Genomic DNA, 16,408 nt, shown 5'->3' on the forward strand with positions numbered 1-16,408 from the left:
CCTCGACCTGCTCCTTGAGGAACCACTGCATGAACTGCTCGCCCAGGTAGTCGCCCTCTTCACGGGCGGTGCTGGCAAGCTGAACGATCTGCTCGGTGACCGTCTTCTCTTGGACGACAGCGAGCGCAATCGGCTCGCGCACATCCTTGAAGTCGGACTTGGCTGCGTCGACGCCCGTGAGTTCGACATTGATATCGCGATCGAGGAAATACTGCACGATCATCATTGCGTGATTGCGCTCTTCCACAGCTTGCTTGTAGAAGTGCTTGGCAAGCTGTGGAAGGTCGGCATTGTCGAAATAAACAGCCGTCGCGATGTACTGATGCGAGGCATTGAACTCGTTACGAATCTGGTCTCGCAGCAAGGCATGGAATTTGGTCGTGTGAGAATCACCAGAAGTCATGAATACCAAAATAGTGCAGGTCAAAGGCTATGTCATCCTAGCCCAGCCTTATTGTGGTAAGCGTTCCCAAACTAATGCACGCCTAATTGATCAGGCTCCGGAGCCCGCAATTTTCGGGGATGTAGCGTCCGCGACAGTCGGATTGTTCATCTCTCGCGCAACGAAATTCTCGAGATGGAACAGATTGCCGCCGGCCCGATCCACGATGGACAACAGAGTTGTCATGCTGGCAACTTCCTCGACCTGTTCCTTGAGGAACCACTGCATGAACTGCTCGCCCAAGTAATCGCCGGTATCGCGGGCAGTGCGAGCCAGACGAGTCACCTGCTCGGTGACCGTCTTCTCCTGCTTCAGAGCCAATTCGACGGGCTCGCGGACGTTTTCGAACTTGGTGACAACCCCGTCGATGCCGGGGACATCGACGTCGAGGTCATTGTCGAGCAGGTACTGGATCATCATCATTGCGTGGCCGCGTTCTTCGTCGGCCTGACTGTAGAAACGCGTCGCCATCTGCGGAAGATCATGCGAGTCGAAGTACACCGCAACCGCGATGTACTGCTGAGACGCAGTGAACTCATTGCGGATCTGCTCACGCAGAAGGATGGTGAATTCGCTCGAGTTCTTCGCCTGTGTCATCCGTTCAGGTTACTGGTTGGATGCTCGATCGAGGAAGCTACGTGGTTCACCCGACCGTGATCAGATCTGCCGGGATCTGTTGATCGTTGGCGAGGGCATCGAAGAACGAGGACGCACGAGCCTTGTCCCACAACAGAACATCGCCCGCACCGTCGACGTAATCGAAGCCGCCGACGGGAACCGTCGTTGTTGTCATTCCGCCGCGCAATGCCCACGCCAGTGATGCCAGATTCCAGATGTGATCGCTCTTGTCGACCTGCAACGATTTTGCCGCGTCAGTGACGAGGGACCAAAGCCGGAACGGATTGAGGAAGGTCGTCGGACTGGTGGCCTTCGACAACAACGCCGACATGAACTGGCGCTGATTGTTCATCCGGTCCAGATCGGCCATCGCAGTTGCACGGGTACGCACGAATCCGAGCGCATCCTTGCCCGCCAGGTCCTGACAGCCGGCCGGCAGATTGATGCCGGCCAACGGATCGTCGATCGGAGATTGCAGACAGACGTTGACCCCACCGACGGCGTCGACGATGCCCGCGAAACCGCTGAATCCGATCTCGGCGTAATGGTCGATCCGCACACCCGTCGCCTGCTCGACGGTTTGCACCAGCAAAGGCGCACCGCCCCAGGCAAATGCAGCATTGATCTTGTTGGAACCCTCACCCGGAATCGGCACGTACGAATCGCGCGGGATGCTGACCATCGTGGTCTTCCCACTCTTGGGGACGTGAACCAGCATGATCGTGTCCGTGCGCTTGGGCCCGGTATCGCCGCCGGTCGCGAGCTCTTGCTCCTGCTCCGGAGTGAGGCCGTCGCGACTGTCGGAACCGACGATCAACCAGTTGGTGCCCGGAGTATCCGCCACTCGGCCCGGATAGTCGGGCAGGGCGTCGATCCGATTCAGGGAATTGTCGACGTAGAAGATCGCTCCGACAAACGCGAGCAGCAACACCAACGCGGTGATGCCGATGCGTCGGCCCCAATGGCGTCGTCGACGCGGTTTGGGTGGCTGCGGACGGGCTTGTTGAGGACGAGGCGGGGGCTGGTTGGGTGGCGTTCTCCGCGGCGGCGGGGGCGCCTGCCGACGTTGTTGCGGGGGAGGTGTCCCTCGATACTGCTGTGGCTGCTGCGTGGGAGCCCACTCGTTGCGGTTCGGCTGCGCCTGAGCTTGTGACCACGCTTGGTTCTGGGGTGGTGTGTTCTGGGGTGGTGTGTTGTGAGGTGGACGGTTTTGCTGCGGGCGGCCGTCACGCCTGATGACCTGCGTTGGTTCAGGCCGACGCGGCGGCACCTGACCACGCGGCGGCACCTGACCACGGGGCGGCACTTGCCCACGCGGAGGCGGGCCCTGACGCGGCCTGCCCGGGTTCGGTGGGACGGGCCGCGGCGGGCGCTGAGGATTTTCGGAGTCGCCGGTCACCTGTTCACGGTACCGGTCACGGCAGCCAGCCCACGTGATCGCGCAGTAGGGCGTAACCGATGAACGCGACCATGTCGATGAGAGCGTGCGCGATGACCAACGGCCACAACCGACCAGTTCGCTGCCAGTATCGGCCGAAAACGAGGCCCATGATCACGTTGCCGACGCCCCCGCCGAAACCTTGGTACAGGTGATAGCTGCCACGCAGAAGTGACGACGCGAGGAGTGAGGAATTCTCGCTCCAGCCGAGGGCGCGCAACCTGCTGATCAGATACGCGACTACTAGAACTTCCTCGGCGCTAGAGTTCGCGATCGCCGACAGAATCAGAATCGGGACGCGCCACCAGTGGTCGTCGAGTGCACTCGCTTGGACAGTGAGATTGATGTTCAGTGCTTGTGCGACGAGGTAGAAGAGGAGGCCGGGAAGCCCGATCAGCGCGGCCAGTCCGAAGCCGGGAGCGATGTCGCGTCGTAGTTTCGGTTTGGGCGTGAGGCCCGCTGCGGTGGGACCGATTCCCGCTCGCCACAGCAAGTAGAGGCCAAGGGCTGCCCAGGCGAAAAGTCTTGCAACGCTCAGTAATTGGCGTGCCAGGTCAATCCAGTCGATGGTTGCCCGCGACGGATTGAGAGCCACCGTCTGATCGGACAGGGCTACCGGCGTCGCCAAGGATTCGAGAAGCGACAAGATGCCGGACAAGCCGCTGAGACCGAACGTGACCAGCAGGACGATCGTGATCTCGATCCAGACACCTCGGCGCGCCGACGCATCGAGCGTCGGCCCGGCGGGAGCGGGCGGAGCCAACCACGAGCGGACAGTTTCGCGGGCATTCACCCGCGCAACGCTAGCCGCTGCGCAAACCGTTCAGAAACGGGCAGCCGACGAGGATGCGGATTGCTCGACTCAGTGAGATGGCGTCGTCGACGGGTTGGGCGAACGGCATCGCGAAATCACGATCGCCGGCGTTGTCTTCGACGCGCAACCGCAGTCCGTAGCGATCGACGCTCAGCGGACGCACCCGTCCGGTGCGCAGGTACGCGGGCAGTTTTCGTGTGAGCAGGTCCACAAGGTCACTGTGATCGTCGTCAAGGTGCTGCAGCCAGGCTGTTTCCATCTCGCAGAACGGATCCGGCTGGGCGCCGAGAAGTTCGTCTACGGCGACGGGTTCGGCGCCCGAGGAATCTGCGACGACCGCCGACGTGAGGGTCAGGCGAAGGAGAACCGACGTGTGACCGAGGTCGAGGAGCGCGGGGTGCGGATGTTCGGAGGCGACGTCGTCGGCGAGAACTCGCGATTCGTAGTCGGGCACGGCGTGCAGCGTGCCGCGCAACCAGACGAGTGAGCGGACGGGTTCCCGCAGAGCCAATGGTGCGTGGTCGGTGAGTTCGATTACTGCGGGCAGGCCGCCGTTGCCGGCGCTCCACGCCAGAGCCGTGGCGGTGGACGTCGCGGGCACTGCAACGACGATGTCGCCATTGGACCGGAGGTGGTGCAGCGACGTGACTGTCGGCTCGCTGCCTTCGATCGCAAGAACCGCGTCTTGTGCTCGTACGCAGGCGCTACGCACACGCTCGGCGGTGGACGGACCGGTTTTGGTTCGTGTATCCATGCTTGCCTCCTCGTCGGTGAATCTCCGGAACCCATCATGCAATGAGGTAAACCTAACCTAATCTCTGGTGAGGTGAATCGCAAGACTTCGGCAAAAACCACCTGAACTACGGTTGAGGGGTGGCCATACCTCTCACACTCGGGTTGCCCCCGAAACAATCCCGCGGACTCCTCGACGGACTCCTGCTCGGCGCGTCACGCGTCGTACCGGCGTCGACGCTGCTCGAGGCTGAATCCGCGGGACGCGTCGTAGTGCTTCTCGACATCGATCCCGCGGAACTGCCGGCCGAGCCTGAAGCTGTTCGGTTCGATCTGGAATGCACCGCCGAGCAGATCGACGACGCCATCGCCCTGAACTTGTCCGCGCCGCTCGCGGTGTATGTCGACGGAGGCGACGAGATTTTGTCTCCAGCCGAATCGGCAGCGCTCCTGTGCGCCGGCGGACGGATTCCGGGTCTCGCGTCGGGGCGCGCGCCGGCCGAGATCGCCGATTTTCTTGCGGTGGTGGCACACGAATCGGTGGGATTTGTAGCCCAAGCAGCGGATACGGCCGAGGTCATCGCTCTGCTGTGCGGAACCATGGCAGCTCTGCGCGGCGACGACGCCCGCGCGGCGATCCTCGATCCGAAGCCGGAAAAATTGGCCGGCTTGATCCCCGAAGCGGCGACGGCATTGCGCGAAGTTCTGCTCACGATCGAGGTTGCCGATCCGGAGTCCGTCGAAAATGAACTTCGGGCGGCGGGTTTGAGCTGAGACGTGGCACCGGGATGCGTAATCTTTGAGACGTGCCAAAAATCGCGTATTTCGGTCCGTCGGGAACCTTCACGGAGATAGCGCTCGCCCAGTTCGAGGCCGAGGGCACGTTCGACGAACCCGTCGAACGCGTGCCCGCCGGCAGTCCACCGGCGACGCTTGATCTGGTTCGCGACGGTGTTGTCGACGGTGCCGTCGTACCGTTCGAGAATTCGGTGGAAGGCGGAGTCGCGCCGACGCTCGATTCCCTCGCGCTGGGTTCGCCCCTGCAGATTGTCGCGGAGACCGAGATCGAGGTGAGCTTCTCGATCCTGACTCGGCCTGGTATCACCGCAGATCAGGTGCGCACCATTGGCGCCTACCCTCATGCGAGCGCCCAGGTCCGTGGTTGGATCGCAGCTAATCTCCCGAGCGCGGAGGTAGTGCTTGCATCTTCCAATGCCGGTGCCGCTCTAGACGTCCAGGCGGGAACCGTCGACGCCGGGGTATCCACTGCGCTGGCCGGCCGGATGCTCGATCTGGCAAGTCTGGCCGACAACGTCGCCGACGTGGGCGGCGCCGTGACGCGCTTCGTCCTGGTCACCAAGGCTGCCCCCGTGCCGGCCCGGACAGGGGCCGACCGCACAGCGCTGGTCTTGCATCTCGACAACGCCCCCGGATCGTTGGTTACGGCACTTTCTGAATTTGCCGCTCGCGGAATCGATCTGACACGAATCGAATCCCGGCCGATGCGTACGGAGCTGGGAACTTACCGATTCTTCGTCGACTGTGTCGGGCACGTCGAGGACTCGCTGGTCGCAGAGGCGATGCGCGCATTGCATCGAAAGTCCGGCGTCCGGTTCCTGGGATCCTGGGCAACTGCGAATTCAACAGGTCCGCAACCTCCCTCGGACGAAGAAGCTATTTCATGGATCGAAGATCTCAAGCGCGGAGAGGGGGAGCGATGACCGGCAGGCTCATCCTCGTTCGGCACGGCCAGACGGAAGCCAACGTCGCCAAGCGTCTCGATACTGCACTGCCCGGTGCCAAACTGACCCCGCAGGGGTTGGCTCAGGCCGAGGCCCTGGGCGTCGGCCTGGCTGCTACGCCGCCGCTGGCTTTGGTGTCGTCGTTGGCGTTGAGGGCAAGGCAGACAGCGGGATTCGTGGAACAAGCGGCCGGCGTTTCGCTGGACGTGCGTGACGGTCTGCATGAAGTGCAAGCCGGCGACCTCGAAGATCGCACCGACGAAGAGGCGCACCGTCTGTTTGTCGAGACCTTTCATCATTGGCATACCGGCAACCTCGGGGAGCGTATCCCCGGCGGTGAGACCGCCTACGACGTCCTGGAACGGTATGTCCCCGTGATCAACTCGCTGCGCGAGGAGTTCCTCGGCGATCCGTCCGGCAACGGCGACATCGTCGTAGTCAGTCATGGCGCCGCCATCCGACTGGTTGCCGCGCAACTTTCGGGCATTCCCGGACTGTTTGCGGCTAACAATCACCTGGCGAACACCGAAAGCGTCGAGCTGATTCCGCGCGTAGACGGCGGCTGGGATTGCTTGCGGTGGGGAACGGTGAACCCGCCGTTCGAGCACAGGCTGATACCGGGCGCCGACGACGTGATGGGCTGAACCGGTTCACCACCAGTCGGTAGCCGAGCCCAACTGCCGTTCCAGTTCCGGCACCAAGGTTCGGACGTAACTCGCCGTGAGGTGATGGGAATCGTGGTACACCAACACATTTCCCTCGACCACGCGGCACAGTTCCGGACCGCAGACGCCATCGCTCACGTCCAGTAGGCGCACGTTGGAGAGGTCTGCGATTGCCGCCGACGCGGGATTGACATCGCTGAGCATGTCCGGCCGCGGAAGCGCGCAATGATCCGGCGACGTAGCCGTGGCCAGGCAGTCCACCGCCCGGTACGGCACGCCGTCATAGTGCAGCCAGGGCGTGTCACGAATCGCAAGAACCTGGGTTCCGTGCTGCCCCAGTTCCCGCCACACGTTGACGTAGTCTTCGGGCGTCACATCGCCAGGGCCGTCCGGACTGGGCCTGGTGGCTGTGGTGAATACGAAGTCCGTTGCCGTTGTTGCCAGTTCGTCGATGACGCTGTTCGACCAGTCGACACAATCCGGGTAGTCGCTCGGTCCATCTCCGGCAGTCAAGGGACACCCCATCTTCAAGTAGGTGTCGACACGAAATCCGTGACTCTGTCCGAGTTCGTCGAGTGCGGTAATCCAATGCTCGGAATGGGATCCGCCCGCCAAGGCGATAGTGCGGTTTGCATTCTCGTCGCCGTACGTGCAATGAACGATGTTGTTCTGCTGAAAATCTGCGATGCATCCGTCGAGCGTGGTGGCCGGAAGATCCAGGGACGCATCAAAAATGGACGGAACCATCGATGCACGCGGGGTTTTGGCGCCGTTGGTCAGAGCGAGGGCGCCAGGGTGGGTGTGGATGTCGAGGGTATCGGCCGCTCGTTGTCCGGTGCTGTGACTTCCCACGTACCCCTGCCAGGCGAACATTGAGGCGACGATGACGAGTCCGCTGATCACCGAAGTGAGAAGGATCGGTCGACGTGCCCGATTGCCGCGTTCGATGGGCGCCTCGACTGCCTGGCGCAGTGCATGAGCTGCAGCAATCGATGCAGTGATGATCAATGCCCCGCTGAAGAAGTCGGCCTCGGGGCGCCCGGTAACGACCAGGGTAAAGATCAGGATCGGCCAATGGACCAGATACAGCGCAAAGGCGAAGGAACCCAGCCAGGCCAAGGCGGGGTGCGCGAGAACCGCTGCGGTCCAGGGCTTGTCACCCCCGCCAGTCCCGCTGACGATCAGTGCGATGGTCGCAAGTGTGGGAACCAGCGCCCACGGGCCGGGGAATTGTTGTGAGCCATCGAGGAAGAATCCGCACAGAAGGATGGAGAAGAGGCCGGCACTGCCGAGAATTGTTCGCAGAGCCGGAGGCCACGCCCCGACCCTTGTGATGTTCCAGCGTGTCAGCATCAAGGCGGCGAGAGCGCCCACCGATGGTTCCCACAGGCGGGCGGCGGAATCGTAGTAGTTCCAGGCTTGATCGTGTGACGACATCACCGTGGCGTAGACAAATGAACCGGCCGCCAGAACGATGAAAACCGCAGCGAGAGTGGCACGCAGAAGTTCCGGCCTGGTGCGCGAAACAACTGACGCGGTAGTGAGAACTACGACGATGGCAAGCAGATAGAACTGACCTTGAACGGCCATCGACCACAAATGCTGGAGAGGCGATACCGAACCGTCGGCGGCAAGATAGTCGTTCGCGGTGAGAGCCAGCTGCCAGTTTTGGAAGAAGCCCAGAACCGCTGTCAGCTGGTCGGCGAGATCTGCCCATCGAGTGCGCGGCAAAAGCAGCAGACTGGCAATTGCCGTGAGAAAGGCTACGGCAGCGATCGGCGGGAAGAGCCTCACGAAGACTCGGCGCAGTGCTGGCAGGGGATTGGGCGACGGAGAACTATGCTCTGCCCGGCGCACCAGTGAGCCGACAAAGAAGTAGCCGGACAGCACCAAGAAGACGTCGACTCCGCCGGACACCTTGCCGAACCACACGTGGAAGACGACCACCAAAGCGATGGCGAGGCCCCTCAGGCCGTTCAGGTCCTGACGGTATTGGGTTGTTCGTTTGTTCTGTGGGGGCTCGACGGTACTGCTGGTGAGGTTGGATGAAAGCATGCTGCGGTAGAACTCCGGGCGTTGAGGGGACTGCTCGAGGTTACCTGGAGGGCGTTGCTGACGAGCTCTCCAGATTCTCTACCAGCCTGTTTACTGCTTGGGTCAGTCGAGTTGATGTTCCGGCACTGATCGAGGTCCAGGGTGTGCCGTCGGCCGACAAACTTGACGACGCCACCAAACGACCGAGCGCAGTGTCGTAGACCGTCACAGTTCCTGCCGGTAGGTGCGCGGAACCGAGAGCATGCGTAATGCCCACAATTTCGGTGAACGCAGTGCAGTCGACGAGGGCATTTCCGAGCTGACCGGCTTCAATCGGCGGCACCCCGGCATTGGTCAGCGCAGAAACCAATGTGTCGATGTCGGGCCCGGCATTGAATGCGATGCTCAATTCATCAGTCGGTGCGTTGACAACGGCGATCTGCATGGCGGTGCACGGACCCAGCGCGCGCAGGATGGAATCGGCGGGGTCGGACTCAACACCACGCAGTGTGTAGGTAGCCGTTTCTGCGTTGAATGTTGCTTCTATGCAGGCAGATTCACTCTGAGTGACGCACACTCGGGTGATGGTGCCGCCGCAGTGGCGGCGCAATGCCAGCTCCTGCACTGGATGCGTCAACGCCACCAGTGCGGTGTTGAGCTCAGGATGTATCTCCCCGCCGGGGAGCAGGCCCTGCTGGGCCAATGTGACGGCAGCTCCGTCCATTGATTCCTTGCGTTCAGCGGTGGATCCCGAAAAAGCGGTCCCGCCGAGCACGACCGGAAGCACATCGAGACCGAGGCAATCGCGGGCGTACTCGATCTCGGCGGATGTCACGGTGATAGTGGGTAAAGTGCCGGTCAGGGGTGATATCCCGAGGTCGATCATGGCTGAACGTCTTCATCGGCAACGCCGATCACCGATGGAATGACCGTCCGGCCGTCGGCGAAATGCTCGAAGTGTTTGAGGTAGTCAGGGGTGTCGTGATCTTCGGAATCGTCGTCCGTTTTTGCAGCATGACGGCCGCCGCCCATCGGGGCGGACCCGGATCCCGACTGGGAACGTGCGGGATCAGTGCGGACGGTATCGGTGCGGAGAGCGTCGGCAGAGCCCGCGTTCATGACTGCGCCTGAAGGAGCTGCTGACGCAGCACGCGGCGTGATCTGGCTCGCGCTGCTTTCGACTCGTAGGGAGCTGCCAGCGCCCACTCCGCCGTTGGCGGAAGAGCCTGTACCGAAGGGGCTGGTCGCAGCAGCAGCGGTAGTAGCCGCTGCATGCCTGCCGGTAGTACCGCCGGCCAGTCCGGTGAGGGCAGTCAGTGGTGAGCTCAGTGGTGAGGCTGCGCCGGCGCCCAGCCCGGTTCCGAGTCCCGCGCCGGCTGATACGGCGCCGGCGGCGGTAATGGCGGTAGCCCCAGCGGCTGCGGCAGCGTTGGTGGCAGCTGCTGCACCACCGAGAACAGTGCCTCCGAGAGCCGTACCGACCTGAGAAACGGCAGCGCCGAATACCGGATTGGACACAACTGATGCGATTGCCGCCGCGGCCGTGCGAACCGGCTCGATGAAGGCACTGACCGGCGGCGGGCCCACCACGGCAACCTGCCGGGTGTCGTGCGCGGCGATATCGGAGGTGGCGATGGACGGCGGAGGGTTGAATTCTTGCCGAACCGCAAGATGCGCTGAAGCGGAATCGTAGGTTTCCATAGCCGTCGCAGCTTGTATCTTGAGTAGTTCCGCGGCAGTCTCGGCAGCCGCAGCTGCACCGGTCAACGCGCCGCCCAGGGAATATGCGGCTATTTTGGCCGTGTCTACTGCCATGATTTCCGGCAATGGCGGCATCATGACGGCCGCCACGGTGTATGCCGTTGCCTGAACCTGCGCTTTACCGCCGGTTGTCAGGGCGAGCGCTGCGGATTGTGCGGCCCACTCCTGGAAAGGGCCGAACTTGGTCAACGCGGCGTCAGCAGCATCACCTGACCAGCCGGTTCGTAGATTCGCCATTACCCGCGTGACCGTCGACGCGGTGTCTCCGAGTCCAGCTGCCACCGCAGACCAGGCGTCGCCGGCAATTGTCAGTGGTACCGGACCAGCACCGGCGATCAGAGCAGCTGAATTGGGCGCTGCGCCGCGTGGATACCAGATGACACCGGTGATGCCGACCATTTTTTCTTCCCCCCAGGAAGTTGACTGCAAATGCGAAATTGTTGCCGAAGTGCTGTGCGCTCAGACTGGTGCCGACGCCAGATCCGCTTGTATCCGCTGGTCCTCCAGCTGGTAGGCGGCAGCATGTCTACGAAGAGTTGCGGCCGCATTCTCGAGTTCGATGACAGCACGATTCGCTGACAACGCGAGGCTGTCGGACGTCGAATTGAAGTAGTTGGCGGCGTTGGTCGACACCTCTTCAGCGCCGGCAGGCAGAACATGACGGGCGGGACGCGTCGAAGAAACGACTCCGCGCAAGCGTTCCGACGCCGCTTCGAGTTCTGCGGCAGCTGCCAAGAGGGCGTGAGGATCGACGTGCATAGTGCCGAACTCCTAGTTGACGGGTCCAATAATGTGCGAGATGAGGGCCCCGCATCAGATTAGATGCGTCCGGGCACGCATTGGTTCCCCTGAAAACGGACGAGTTTTTAACCCCAGCCTTTTAACCCCAGCCGAGTTCGTGCAGACGATCCTCTTCGATTCCGAAATAATGGGCGATCTCGTGAATGACCGTCACCGCCACCTCGTGCACCACTTCTTCTTCGGACTCGCACATGTCGAGAATCGCGTCGCGATAGATGGTGACCGTGTCGGGCAGGTAGCCGCCGTACTGAGAATCGCGCTCGGTGAGAGCAATGCCCTGGTACAGCCCGAGGAGTCCCGGTTCCTCTTCGTCACGCGGTTCGACCAGCACAACGACGTTGTCGATGGCCTTCGCCAATTCCGGCGGAATGAGATCGAGAGCTTCGCCGACCAAGTCCTCGAACCGGTCGGCTGTCATGGTTACCGTCATCCGATACCGCCCGAGAAACCCTCTGCTTTAGCTGTGGGGAGGTAAGGGCGGCTATACATTTCGTTGATTCTCCACATATTCTTTGATGACCTCCAAGGTCGCTCCGCCGACTGTTGCAACGAAGTACGAGTTAGTCCAGAGCGTAGGCATCCTGGACTTGAGAGACGGAAACTCCTGTCGCAGCAGCCGTGACGAGCGGCCTTTGATCCCTTTGACAAGACGATGAATGCCGTACTGAGGGTCGCAGGTGACCAGCAGGTGAACCTGGTCGGGCATGGTTTCCAGTTCGACGATCGGTGCGTCTCGCTCGGCGCAGACTTCCCGGATGATCTGCTTGAGGCGGGTGTCGATGTCCCCGTCGATGACGTTGCGTCGGTACTTGGGGCACCAGACAACATGGTAGGTGCATCGGTAGACCACGTTGTTGTTCGATCTGATCTCGTCCACACCGACAATATACAGCTACAGGCTGTATAGTTCGTTTGATGGAAGAGGTTGTGCGGTACAACTTCCGGCTCAGGCCCGGGGCGATCGCCGAGCGGGCGCTGACCGCCGAATGGCATCGCTGCCGCTTCCTGTGGAATGAAGCTGTCCATCAGCAGAAGTCTGGTCGCAAGCCGACTTTCGGCAAACTCTCGAAACTTCTCACCGACGCTCGCAGTCGCAGACTGTGGCTGCGAGACGGGTCCCAGGTCGCTCAACAGCAGACGTTGCGGACCTACGGGCAGGCGCTCGATCACTCGTTCAAGGTGAAAGGGCGCGGCCGACCGACCGTCAAGACACGGAAGAATTCGCGGCCTTCGCTCGAATACACGGTACGAGGCTTTGCGATCAAGGCCGGGAAACTGGCCCTCCCGAAAGGCGTGAACATCCCGGTGGTGTGGTCGCGGGATCTTCCCAGTGAGCCGACATCTGTTCGGGTGACCCAGGATTCGTTGGGGCACTGGTATGCGTCCTTCGTTGTTCGTCGTGCCGTAGAGGCGACTCCGCTGGTGGAAGGTTCCATCGGCATCGACTGGGGCGTGTCCACGACGGCAACGACCACTGATCCGCTTTACGATCTGCCGTATCTGGGGCACCGGAAGCGGTGCGCCGCCGAACTCGCGAAAGCACAACGGAAGATGTCGCGTCGCCGTAGCGGGAAACGTGGCCCGCAGTCTGCGGGGTATGCCCGCGCTGTTCGTGATGCGGCGAAGCTGCACAAGAAAGCGGTCCGCCAGAATTCGCATGACGCCCGTCTCTGGGCGAAAGGGCTGGTCGAGCATCATGCGCTGATCGCGGTGGAGGATTTCAAGCCGAAGTTCCTGGCCAAGTCGAAGATGGCGAGGAAAGCGGCGGATGCGGCGATCGGTGCTGCGAAACGGGAATTGATCTTCCGTGGCGAGCGGGCTGGCCGAACGGTGGTGATGGTGCGACCCGCGTACACGACGATGACGTGTTCGAGTTGCTTCGCGAGAGCCAAGCAGCGACTCGAACTCGATGAACGAACTTTCCTGTGCGATGACTGCGGGCATACCGACGGTCGGGACAGGAACGCTGCCAGAGTGATTCTGGTTGTGGCAGAGCGGGGTCACACTTGCGTTGACGATGTAAGACGTTCGCAGCCTTCCTTCGGGTTGGTTGCGGGTGCGCTCTGAGCTTGAAATCCCCCGGCTTTAGCTGTGGGGAACCGTTAAGATTTACGACGGAGGAGCTGCGCCGGGCAACGGCGTCGGCAAGGACCGACCTTCCGGTGCTGCGGGAGGCGGGACCGGAGCCACGCCGTTGATGAGAATCTCACCCTTGGCGCTGCCGGTGATGGCAGCGAACCCGCCGGTTTCGACTTCCTTGCCGATGGAGCAGTTGACGCGTCGGCTGCCGGCAAGCCAGCTTTCCAGCGCGATGTTGTCCCAGAACAAGGTCAGTGTCTTGTTGCGCAACGCTTCGGCAGAACCCAAGTACTCGTTGGCGGCCTGAGTGCAGACACCTTCGAGGTACCGGTCTTGATCCTCGACGGACGGCATGGTGCCGGGAAACTGCGTGCCGAGGTCGATGACCGAGATGACCTCGTAGGCGTGTGGGCTCGCGCAGTCGACGGGATCGGTCGGCAGATTCTGATTGATTCCGATGCAGGTGCCGGCGTCCCAGACATTCGACTGGTCCTGGTCGGCGACACGTCCCGCGAACGGCAGCAGCTCACCCGTCGTCGTCGAGAATTGCAGACCGCAACGTAGCGAACGGTCACCGGACGACCACGCAGATTCACTCGGGAACATCAGGCCGACGCTGAACTTGCCCTTCGGGTCGAAGCGAGAGCCGAGGTAGGAGTTGACGATCGGTGAGCAGTGTTCGTCGCGCAACTCCGCGAACCGCAGTGCTCCGGGGTAACGCGATCCGGGACCGAATTCGGCACCCGGGAAGACAGACAGATCGAGTGGGCCCGCAACTTCGAAACGGTGCACACTGTCGCACGCGACCTTCGCCATGTCGGTGCGGTCTCCGCCGGACTCCGTCGCGGGAGTCCAGTTCAGGCAATCGCCTGCCCCTGCCGCGGTGAAGGCGTTTTCGGTGGCTGAACCCGTGGCCGGAGCGCCGCCCCCGCCGATGGTTACCGCGGGCTTGTCGTTCTGGCTCATCCCGCCGGAAATGGCGATTGTCGCAATGGCAGCAACAACCGCACCCACGGCGACCGCAGCCAGAACGCGCCTGGTTCGGTTGGCGGAGACAGTTTTCTTCTCCGGCAAGCCCGAAGGGCCTGCGGGATCGGACGGCATCTCGATCTTGTCTTCAGACATCGATTCCATCATGCCTGCTTCTGCGGCGATTCCGAACCTTCATCGCAAAACGCTCGTGTCGGTGATCTGTACTTTCGTAGTCATGGACGACAACACTCCGCTGGATCCTGACGCAATCGAACTCGCCGGACGAGTTTTCGACATGGCCCGTACCGGCGACGCAGCCACCTTGGCGTCGTACGTCGATGCGGGAATTCCGGTCGATCTGACCAACGAGAGTGGCGACACGCTGGTGATGTTGGCCGCATATCACGGACACGCCGACGCCGTCGTCGCTCTCATCGAGCGCGGTGCCGACGTGAATCGCGCCAACGACAAGAACCAGACACCACTCGCCGGTGCCGTCTTCAAAGGTGAGGACGCGGTGGTGAAAGCGCTGGTGAGCGGGGGGGCGGACCCACGCGGTGGACATCCGACGGCGATCGACGCAGCGCGCATGTTCGGCCGTGAGGACTATCTGAGCCTGCTGGAATCCTGACTCTCCCGGGCGCCGGCGTGGACGTGACCGTCGGCGACCTGGGGAGAGTGGGTAAAGTTCCTAGTCGTGATTGACCTCAAGTTCCTCCGCGAGAATCCCGAAATTATCCGCGAGTCGCAGCGCACCCGTGGAGAAGATCCCGGACTGGTCGATGCCCTCCTGGAAGCCGACGCGTCCCGACGCGCTGCTGTGTTGACCGGAGACAATCTCCGCGCCGAGCAGAAGGCCTTCGGCAAGAAGGTCGGGCAGGCAACTCCGGAGGAGCGTCCGGCGCTGCTCGAAGGTTCCAAAGAGCTCGCCGCCAAGGTGAAGGAAGCAGAAACCTCGCAGCATGCCGCGCAGGCTGCACTCGACGCCGCGCATCGCGCGATCTCGAACGTCGTCCAGGACGGTGCCCCGGCCGGTGGCGAAGACGATTACATAGTTCTCGAACATGTCGGTGAGATCCCGACGTTCGACTTCGAGCCCAAGGATCACCTCGAACTCGGTGAATCGCTGAACCTCATCGACATGGAGCGTGGCGCGAAGGTTTCCGGTTCGCGTTTCTACTTCATGACCGGCTACGGAGCGATGCTTCAGCTCGGTCTGCTGCAACTCGCGGCACAGAAGGCCGTCGCCAACGGTTTCACGATGATGATTCCGCCAGTGCTCGTGCGCCCCGAGATCATGGCCGGTACCGGCTTCCTCGGCGCTCACGCAGACGAGATCTACCACCTCGAGGAAGACGACCTCTACCTCGTCGGCACCTCCGAGGTTCCGATGGCCGGCTACCACTCGGGTGAGATTCTCGAACTGAACGAAGGCCCGAAGCGTTACGCCGGTTGGTCCTCGTGCTTCCGCCGTGAAGCCGGCAGTTACGGCAAGGACACGCGTGGCATCATTCGCGTCCACCAGTTCGACAAGGTCGAAATGTTCACCTACTGCCGGCCTGAGGACGCCGACGCCGAGCATCAGCGTCTACTCCGTTGGGAGCGGGACATGTTGGACGCCATGGAAATTCCGTACCGCGTCATCGACGTCGCCGGCGGAGATCTCGGTTCCTCGGCTGCCCGCAAGTTCGACTGCGAAGCGTGGGTTCCGACACAGCAGGCCTACCGCGAGCTGACTTCGACGTCCAACTGCACCACCTTCCAGGCCCGGCGGCTCGGCGTTCGGTACCGCGACGAGAACGGCAAGCCTCAGACGGCTGCAACTCTCAACGGCACCCTGGCGACGACGCGCTGGATTGTGTCGATCCTCGAAAACCACCAGCAGGCTGACGGCACCGTTCGCGTCCCGGCCGCGCTGGTGCCCTTCGTGGGCACGGACGTTCTTCGCTGACACATACTCGACTCTAATTACAGCGACATACGGCCGGGGCCGTGGCAGGAATTTCTGTCACGGCCCCGGCCTCTTTGTCACGGCCCCGGCCTCTTTGTCACGGCCCCGGCCAGGTGCGAATTTCTGGGTCGATCCTGAAGAAGTCTCAAAGTTTGTTTCGAACCAAAGTGAATCCGGTTACCGATGTCCTGGCTGCGCCTCAACGTTTGTGAGGATTGCCCTCACCAGTCCGAGTACCGGTGTTCTTCTTGTGTAAGGCGTCTTTTGGTGGTGAACATCCGGTTCAACTTAACTTTTCCCGAAGTTGTCGGTGCGACAAGCAGTTACAGGCAACAGGTGAGTTGCACACGATTTGCGGG

18 protein-coding genes are annotated in these 16,408 nt (G+C 62.0%); 6 read left to right on the forward strand and 12 right to left on the reverse strand.

Going from position 1 to position 16,408, the window contains the following annotated elements; translation table 11 throughout:
- From QM600_RS25740 to QM600_RS25760, 5 genes are all read right to left on the reverse strand, one after another.
- Window positions 1-403, reverse strand: a 403-nt coding sequence (locus QM600_RS25740; RefSeq protein ID WP_283264543.1) for a ferritin, incomplete at its 3' end; no start/stop codon positions are given.
- Window positions 404-493: 90 nt separating this feature from the next.
- Window positions 494-1,039, reverse strand: coding sequence for a ferritin (locus tag QM600_RS25745; RefSeq protein ID WP_283264545.1), 546 nt, complete (start codon window positions 1,037-1,039; stop codon window positions 494-496).
- 46 nt (window positions 1,040-1,085) lie between these two features.
- A complete protein-coding gene (locus QM600_RS25750) occupies window positions 1,086-2,330 on the reverse strand; it encodes an LCP family protein (RefSeq protein ID WP_502943103.1) in 1,245 nt (414 codons plus the stop codon).
- Window positions 2,331-2,475: 145 nt separating this feature from the next.
- Window positions 2,476-3,291: a CPBP family intramembrane glutamic endopeptidase gene (locus tag QM600_RS25755; protein ID WP_283264550.1), complete on the reverse strand. Its 816-nt coding sequence runs from the start codon at window positions 3,289-3,291 to the stop codon at window positions 2,476-2,478.
- A gap of 10 nt (window positions 3,292-3,301) precedes the next feature.
- On the reverse strand, window positions 3,302-4,066 hold the full coding sequence (locus QM600_RS25760) for a DUF2470 domain-containing protein (RefSeq protein WP_283264551.1): 765 nt from the start codon (window positions 4,064-4,066) through the stop codon (window positions 3,302-3,304).
- A 119-nt stretch (window positions 4,067-4,185) separates the two neighbouring features.
- On the opposite strand from QM600_RS25760, the gene QM600_RS25765 reads away from it, so the two are divergent.
- Genes QM600_RS25765 through QM600_RS25775 form a run of 3 tightly spaced genes read left to right on the forward strand, consistent with a single transcriptional unit; the run spans window position 4,186 to window position 6,430 of the window.
- Window positions 4,186-4,818 carry a hypothetical protein gene (locus QM600_RS25765; RefSeq protein ID WP_283264552.1) on the forward strand — a complete coding sequence of 211 codons (633 nt, stop codon included), beginning with the start codon at window positions 4,186-4,188 and terminating at the stop codon, window positions 4,816-4,818.
- Between the two features lie 32 nt (window positions 4,819-4,850).
- Window positions 4,851-5,765: a prephenate dehydratase gene (gene pheA, locus QM600_RS25770; protein WP_283264554.1), complete on the forward strand. Its 915-nt coding sequence runs from the start codon at window positions 4,851-4,853 to the stop codon at window positions 5,763-5,765.
- Window positions 5,762-6,430, forward strand: coding sequence for a histidine phosphatase family protein (locus tag QM600_RS25775; RefSeq protein ID WP_283264556.1), 669 nt, complete (start codon window positions 5,762-5,764; stop codon window positions 6,428-6,430). Before pheA ends, QM600_RS25775 begins: the two co-directional genes overlap by 4 nt.
- Window positions 6,431-6,436: 6 nt before the next feature.
- On the opposite strand, the gene QM600_RS25780 is transcribed toward QM600_RS25775, so the two are convergent.
- From QM600_RS25780 to tnpA, 6 genes are all read right to left on the reverse strand, one after another.
- A complete protein-coding gene (locus QM600_RS25780; protein WP_283264558.1) occupies window positions 6,437-8,506 on the reverse strand; it encodes an acyltransferase family protein in 2,070 nt (689 codons plus the stop codon).
- A gap of 40 nt (window positions 8,507-8,546) precedes the next feature.
- The gene (locus QM600_RS25785; protein ID WP_283264560.1) at window positions 8,547-9,320 is read right to left on the reverse strand and encodes an ESX secretion-associated protein EspG; all 774 of its coding nucleotides are present in this window, start codon (window positions 9,318-9,320) and stop codon (window positions 8,547-8,549) included.
- Between the two features lie 47 nt (window positions 9,321-9,367).
- Complete coding sequence (locus QM600_RS25790) at window positions 9,368-10,645, reverse strand: PPE domain-containing protein (protein ID WP_283264561.1); 1,278 nt, start codon at window positions 10,643-10,645, stop codon at window positions 9,368-9,370.
- A gap of 60 nt (window positions 10,646-10,705) precedes the next feature.
- Window positions 10,706-11,005 carry a PE family protein gene (locus QM600_RS25795; protein WP_283264563.1) on the reverse strand — a complete coding sequence of 100 codons (300 nt, stop codon included), beginning with the start codon at window positions 11,003-11,005 and terminating at the stop codon, window positions 10,706-10,708.
- Window positions 11,006-11,126: 121 nt separating this feature from the next.
- On the reverse strand, window positions 11,127-11,477 hold the full coding sequence (locus QM600_RS25800) for a metallopeptidase family protein (protein WP_169635257.1): 351 nt from the start codon (window positions 11,475-11,477) through the stop codon (window positions 11,127-11,129).
- Window positions 11,478-11,528: 51 nt separating this feature from the next.
- Window positions 11,529-11,924 carry an IS200/IS605 family transposase gene (gene tnpA, locus QM600_RS25805; RefSeq protein WP_283264565.1) on the reverse strand — a complete coding sequence of 132 codons (396 nt, stop codon included), beginning with the start codon at window positions 11,922-11,924 and terminating at the stop codon, window positions 11,529-11,531.
- Window positions 11,925-11,962: 38 nt separating this feature from the next.
- Here tnpA and QM600_RS25810 point away from each other — a divergent pair, with 38 nt between their 5' ends.
- Window positions 11,963-13,114: an RNA-guided endonuclease InsQ/TnpB family protein gene (locus QM600_RS25810; protein ID WP_502943102.1), complete on the forward strand. Its 1,152-nt coding sequence runs from the start codon at window positions 11,963-11,965 to the stop codon at window positions 13,112-13,114.
- 42 nt (window positions 13,115-13,156) lie between these two features.
- Here QM600_RS25810 and QM600_RS25815 read toward each other — a convergent pair whose 3' ends face one another.
- On the reverse strand, window positions 13,157-14,251 hold the full coding sequence (locus QM600_RS25815) for a septum formation family protein (RefSeq protein WP_283264568.1): 1,095 nt from the start codon (window positions 14,249-14,251) through the stop codon (window positions 13,157-13,159).
- An 82-nt stretch (window positions 14,252-14,333) separates the two neighbouring features.
- Between QM600_RS25815 and QM600_RS25820 the strand changes: the two genes are divergently transcribed.
- Together QM600_RS25820 and serS are read left to right on the forward strand one after the other, a co-directional pair.
- A complete protein-coding gene (locus tag QM600_RS25820; protein ID WP_094274692.1) occupies window positions 14,334-14,729 on the forward strand; it encodes an ankyrin repeat domain-containing protein in 396 nt (131 codons plus the stop codon).
- A gap of 66 nt (window positions 14,730-14,795) precedes the next feature.
- Complete coding sequence (gene serS / locus QM600_RS25825; RefSeq protein ID WP_283264569.1) at window positions 14,796-16,049, forward strand: serine--tRNA ligase; 1,254 nt, start codon at window positions 14,796-14,798, stop codon at window positions 16,047-16,049.
- Window positions 16,050-16,408: the final 359 nt, after the last annotated feature.

The sequence above is a fragment of the Rhodococcus sp. IEGM 1379 genome (assembly GCF_030056815.1).
Classification (GTDB): domain Bacteria; phylum Actinomycetota; class Actinomycetes; order Mycobacteriales; family Mycobacteriaceae; genus Rhodococcus_F.

What these genes read in the sequence shown, in the direction of transcription:
- QM600_RS25810 (WP_502943102.1), top strand. Translation starts at nt 11,963, where the DNA reads ATGGAAGAGGTTGTGCGGTACAACTTCCGGCTCAGGCCCGGGGCGATC.
- QM600_RS25780 (WP_283264558.1), bottom strand. Translation starts at nt 8,506, where the DNA reads ATGCTTTCATCCAACCTCACCAGCAGTACCGTCGAGCCCCCACAGAAC.
- QM600_RS25800 (WP_169635257.1), bottom strand. Translation starts at nt 11,477, where the DNA reads ATGACGGTAACCATGACAGCCGACCGGTTCGAGGACTTGGTCGGCGAA.
- QM600_RS25745 (WP_283264545.1), bottom strand. Translation starts at nt 1,039, where the DNA reads ATGACACAGGCGAAGAACTCGAGCGAATTCACCATCCTTCTGCGTGAG.
- QM600_RS25815 (WP_283264568.1), bottom strand. Translation starts at nt 14,251, where the DNA reads ATGTCTGAAGACAAGATCGAGATGCCGTCCGATCCCGCAGGCCCTTCG.
- QM600_RS25795 (WP_283264563.1), bottom strand. Translation starts at nt 11,005, where the DNA reads ATGCACGTCGATCCTCACGCCCTCTTGGCAGCTGCCGCAGAACTCGAA.
- QM600_RS25760 (WP_283264551.1), bottom strand. Translation starts at nt 4,066, where the DNA reads ATGGATACACGAACCAAAACCGGTCCGTCCACCGCCGAGCGTGTGCGT.
- QM600_RS25820 (WP_094274692.1), top strand. Translation starts at nt 14,334, where the DNA reads ATGGACGACAACACTCCGCTGGATCCTGACGCAATCGAACTCGCCGGA.
- QM600_RS25775 (WP_283264556.1), top strand. Translation starts at nt 5,762, where the DNA reads ATGACCGGCAGGCTCATCCTCGTTCGGCACGGCCAGACGGAAGCCAAC.
- QM600_RS25790 (WP_283264561.1), bottom strand. Translation starts at nt 10,645, where the DNA reads ATGGTCGGCATCACCGGTGTCATCTGGTATCCACGCGGCGCAGCGCCC.